The sequence below is a fragment of the Streptomyces sp. SID14478 genome, from assembly GCF_010548525.1.
GTDB lineage: Bacteria > Actinomycetota > Actinomycetes > Streptomycetales > Streptomycetaceae > Streptomyces.
Genome location: NZ_JAAGMG010001351.1, coordinates 1 through 5,100, shown reverse-complemented (window position 1 = coordinate 5,100; position 5,100 = coordinate 1). Strand labels below are relative to the sequence as shown.

The following is a 5,100-nucleotide window of genomic DNA, read 5'->3' as shown; positions in this document are numbered from 1 at the left end:
GCCGGGCCGAGCCGGGCGCGGCCGGCGGGTTCCAGCGCGCGCACCTTCCAGCCGCTGCCCTCCTGGTAGAGCCGCATGCTGAGCCGGGTCCGGGTCGCGCGGACGCCGGGCAGCCGGCCCAGCCCGTCGGTGACGCGGCGTCCCAGTGACGGCAGGTCGGGGGCGGCGACGGACAGGAAGAGGTCGTAGTCGCCGACCACGTGCTCCGCGCTGAACACCCAGGGCAGCGCGACGAGCCGGGCGGTCAGCTCCTCCACCTCGCCCGGGGCGCAGGTCAGTTCCACGTACGCGACGGTCGCCGTGGCCGGGCCCGCGTACGCCGTGACCCAGGCGAGCCCGTCCCGCTCCAGGCGGGCCCAGCGGCGGGCCGCCGTCGTCGCGTCGATGCCGAGGGCCGGTCCGATCCGGGACCAGGGGGCGCGCGGATCGGTCTGCAGGGCGTCGATGAGGGCGAGGTCCACCTCCTCGAAGGCGGCGGATTCCGGCGCCGGAGCGAGCACCCTGCCGTTTTCCTGCATTTGCGGCCCTCTCCCGCGCGGCGGCCGGATTCTGTCCCCACTTCCGCGCCGCTCCCCACACCAGCACGCCCACTCTAGAAGGAGTGCCTGTGGTTCCACCGTCCCCGGCCCCCGGCAGGGAACGCCTCGACCGAGGCGCCAAGATCACGGTCGCGCTGCTCTTCGCCGCCTGGCTGACCGACTACGTCGACCGGCTCGTCATCAATCTCGCCCTGCCCTCGATCGGCGACGAGTTCGACCTGAGCCGGGCCCAGCAGGGCGTCGCCGTCTCGGTGTTCTTCGTGGCGTACGCCGTCTGCCAGATCCCCGGCGGGATGCTCGCCGACCGGTTCGGCGCCAAGCGGGTCACCTGCTGGGCGCTGATCGTCTGGTCCGTGTTCACGGCGCTGACCGGGCTCGCCGGGTCGTTCGCGATCCTGCTCGTGGTGCGGTTCCTGTTCGGCGTCGCCGAGGGGATCTTCCCGGGCGCCTCCATGAAGGCGGTGAGCGAGCGGACCACGCCGGGGCAGCGGATGGGCGCCAACGGCCTGGTCCAGTCCTCGAACGCGGTGGCGGCCGTCGTCGCCCCGCTGGCCGCGGCCCCGCTCATCGCCCACTTCGGCTGGCGCTCGGCGTTCTTCAGCGTCGCCGCCGTGGGCGTCCTCGTGTACGCGGCGGTACGGCTGTGGCTGCCCGAGCCGCACGGGCCCCGCGTCGCACCCCCGGCGGGCGGCACGCGCACCGTCGTACGGTCGGGGACCCTGTGGGCGTTCGCCGGGATGTTCTTCGGCTACGACATCATCGTGTGGGGCCTGAACACCTGGGTGCCGTCGTACCTCAACGAGGAGCGCGGGCTGGACCTCACCTCGGCGGGCGCCCTCGCGGTGGTACCGGCGGCCGCGGCGACCGTCTCCGTGATCGTCGGCGGGCGGCTCGCGGACCGCTTCGAGGGACACCAGCGCAAGGTCGTCGTCCCCGCCATGACCGTCTCCTCGGTCGCGCTGCTGCTGATGGCGACGGCGTCCGGCACGTTCGCGTTCGTGGCCTGGATGACGGTGGCCATCGCCGCGGCGTCCCTGTCCTACATGCCCGTCTTCGCGGTGCCGCTGCGCAGCCTGCCGCCCGAACTGACCGGCGCCGCCGCCGGGTTGATCACTTTTGGCGGGCAGCTCGGCGGGGTCGTCGCGCCGACCGCCATGGGGCTGCTCGCGGACGCGGCGGGATTCGGCGCCGCGTTCGGCTTCCTCGTCGTCGGCGCGGTGCTCGCCGCGGTCCTCGCCTGCGTCACCCCGCAGGACACCGTCTCCTTCCGCCGGGCGCTGCGGCTGCCCGAGCCGGCCCCCCTGCCCGCCACCCCCGTCACCGTAGAGAGCGAGAACCCATGACCACCACCGTGCCCGGCCTCGACGCCCTGCTGCCCTCCCTGCGCGCGCTCTACCGGGACCTGCACGCGCACCCCGAGCTGTCCCTCCAGGAGACGCGCACCGCCGGCGTCGTCGCCGGGCGGCTGCGCGCGCAGAGCGGCTGGGAGGTGACCGAGGCGGTCGGCGGCACCGGCGTCGTGGGCGTGCTGCGCAACGGCGAGGGCCCGACCGTGCTGCTGCGCGCCGACATGGACGGGCTGCCCGTCCTGGAGGCGACCGGGCTGCCGTACGCGTCAAAGGCGCGCGGCACCGACCGCGACGGCAACGACGTACCGGTGATGCACGCCTGCGGCCACGACATGCACGTCACGTGTCTGCTCGGTGTGACGGCGCTGCTCGCCGCGGACCGGGGCGGCTGGCGCGGCACGGTCGTCGCGGTGTTCCAGCCCGCGGAGGAGACCGGCGAGGGCGCGCGGAACATGCTCGCGGACGGCTTCGCGGAGCGCTTCCCGGCGCCGGACGTGTGCCTGGGCCAGCACGTGGGCCCGTTCCCGGCGGGTGTCGCGGTGACCCGGCCGGGCCCCGTGATGGCGGCCTCCGACAGTTACCGGGTGCGGCTCTTCGGGCGGGGCGGGCACGGCTCGACGCCCGAGTCGACGGTCGATCCGGTGGTGCTGGCGGCGGCCGTGGTGCTGCGCCTGCAGACCGTGGTGGCGCGGGAGGTCGGCGCCTCGCAGGCCGCCGTGGTGACGGTGGGCTCGCTGCACGCCGGCACGAAGGAGAACATCATCCCGGACGAGGCCGAGCTGAAGCTCAACATCCGTTCCGTGGACCCCGTCGTGCGCGAACGGGTGCTGGCCGCCGTGCGCAGGATCGTCCGGGCGGAGGCCGAGGCGTCGGGGGCGCCCGAGGAACCGGAGTTCACCTCGCTCGGCTCCTTCCCGGTCACCGTGAACACCGCGGACGCCACGGCGACCACGCTCACCGGCCTGCGCCGGGTGCTCGGCGAGGAGGCGGTGCTGGTGCTCCCGCAGCCGATCAACGGCAGCGAGGACTTCGGCCTGTTCGGCACCGCGCTCGGCGCCCCGTCGGTGTTCTGGCACTTCGGCGGCGTCGATCCGGCCGCGTTCGCGGGCCTGGACGCCGAGACGCTGGCGGCGCGCGGCCTGCCCGCGGAGGTCGCCGTGAACCACTCCCCGCGCTACGCCCCGCTGCAGGATCCGACGATCGAGCTGGGGGTGCGGGCCCTGCTGGGCGCGGCCCGCACCTGGCTCGCCGACGGGGCCGACGGGGCCGACGGGATGGGGTGAGCACGCGCGAGGGGCGCCGGGAACCTCCGCGGTTCCCGGCGCCCCTCGCGTCGGCCTGCGTGCGTCCCCCGGTGGGCCGGACAGCCCCTAGTCGTCGCCTCTGCCGTTGTCGTTGTTCCCGTCGATCGGGTTCTCCGGGTCCGGGATGCCCCAGGTCGGCGAACCGGTGTCGGTGGGCGGGTCCGGCGTCTGCGTCGGGTTGTCCGTCGGCGGGCCGGTGGTCGGCGTGTCGGTCGGCGTCGACGGGGACGAAGGGGGCTTCGTCGACGGGGTCCTGGTCGGCGCCGTCGGGGTGTCCTGCGGCTGCTCGGTCGGCGTGATGGGGGCCGTCGTCGTGGGCTCGACGCCGGCGCCCATGTCGGTGTCGAGGTCGAACGTCTTGTTGGGGCTGGAGGAGTTGAAGGTGTACTGGGCCCAGATCTTGGCCGGGAAATTGCCGCCGTCGACGCGCGGAAGGCCGCCCGCTCCCTTCATGGAGAGCTGCTTGCCCGCCTCCGACGTGTTCAGCGCACCCTCACCGAACAGGCCCACCGACGTGACCAGGTCCGGCGTGTACCCGGTGAACCAGGCCGACTTGTTGTCGTCGGAGGTACCGGTCTTGCCCGCGACCTTCTGCCCGTCACGTGCCGGATTGTTGCGGACCGAGGTCTGCGCCGTGCCGTCGTCGACCACGCCGGTCAGCACCGAGGTGACCGAGTCGGCGGCGCCGCGGCTGATGACCTGGTCACCGATCGCCTTCGGCAGTTCGACCTGCTGGCCCTGCTTGGACACCGACTTCACGATCTGCGGGGTGACCTGCTTGCCGTGGTTGTCGAGCGTCGCGTAGACGCCGGCCATCTCCATCGGGCTGGCCCCCATGGTGCCCAGGGTCTGCGCGAAGTACGGCTTGAGGTCGTCGTCGTTCATGCCGAGCTTCTTGGCCGTCGCCATGACCTGGTCCATGCCGACGTCGGCGCCCATCTGCGCGAAGACGGAGTTGATGGACTTGTTCGTCGCGGTCTGCACGCTGACCGGGCCGTAGCTGTGCTTGTCCTCGTTGGGCGGCGCGAACCCGACCTTCTTGCCGTCCGCGACGACCGGGCGCTTGCTCGTGCCGTCGTAGATCGTGCTCGCCTTGATCGACTGGCCGGTCTGCGTCTTGGCCTTGTTCTCCAGCGCGGCCGCGAGAATGATCGGCTTGAAGGTGGAGGCCGGCTGGTAGTCGTCGCGGGTCGCGTTGTTCACGTAGTGCTTGCTGAGCCCCGGGCCGCCGTACAGGGCCAGGACCTTGCCGGTCTTCGGGTCGACCGAGACGGCACCGGCCTGCACGCGCGAGTCGGCCTTCTTCTTCGCGTCCAGGTTGTCGGTCAGCTGCTCCTTGACCGACTTCTCCAGCTGCTTCTGCTTCTTGCGGTCGATGTTGAGGGTGATCGTGTAGCCACCGGCGTCGAACTGCTCGTCGGTGAGGTTCAGGTCCTTCTTGACCTGCGCCTTGGCGGCCTCGTAGAGGTAGCCCTCCTGGCCCTGCAGCCCGGCGGCGGCCTTCGGCGCGATCGGCTTGGGGAACTTCATGTCCTGCCGCTCGCTCGCGCTGAGCCAGTGCATGTCGACCATGTTGTCGAGCACGTAGTTCCAGCGCTGCTTGACCAGTTGCTTGCCGGTGTCGGAGGCGACGGCCCAGTCGTACTGGTTCGGGGCCTGGAGCAGCGCCGCGAGGTAGGCGCCCTGCGCCACGCTCAGCTTCGAGGCGTCCTTGCCGTAGTAGGCCTGGGACGCGGCCTGGATGCCCCAGGAGCCGCGTCCGTAGAAGCTGGTGTTGATGTAGCCCGCGAGGATGTCGTTCTTGGACTTCTTGCGGTCCACCTTCAGCGAGATGACCATTTCCTTCAGCTTGCGCGTGACGGTCTGGTCCTGCGTGAGGTAGTAGTTCTTCACGTACTGCTGGGTGAT

At 72.0% G+C, this 5,100-nt stretch carries 4 protein-coding genes; 2 read left to right on the top strand and 2 right to left on the bottom strand.

The features are described from left to right. Positions 1-518 (bottom strand): Lrp/AsnC family transcriptional regulator (locus tag G3I40_RS43195; protein ID WP_164560265.1); only part of this gene is annotated, 518 nt, incomplete at its 3' end. A gap of 89 nt (positions 519-607) precedes the next feature. Here G3I40_RS43195 and G3I40_RS43190 point away from each other — a divergent pair. Together G3I40_RS43190 and G3I40_RS43185 are read left to right on the top strand one after the other, a co-directional pair. Further along, complete coding sequence (locus G3I40_RS43190) at positions 608-1,882, top strand: MFS transporter (protein WP_164560264.1); 1,275 nt, start codon at positions 608-610, stop codon at positions 1,880-1,882. Beyond that, positions 1,879-3,171 (top strand): amidohydrolase, encoded by a 1,293-nt coding sequence (locus G3I40_RS43185; protein WP_164560263.1) that lies wholly within the window; start codon positions 1,879-1,881, stop codon positions 3,169-3,171. Before G3I40_RS43190 ends, G3I40_RS43185 begins: the two co-directional genes overlap by 4 nt. An 87-nt stretch (positions 3,172-3,258) precedes the next feature. On the opposite strand, the gene G3I40_RS43180 is transcribed toward G3I40_RS43185, so the two are convergent. After that, positions 3,259-5,100, bottom strand: a 1,842-nt coding sequence (locus G3I40_RS43180) for a transglycosylase domain-containing protein (protein WP_164560262.1), incomplete at its 5' end; no start/stop codon positions are given.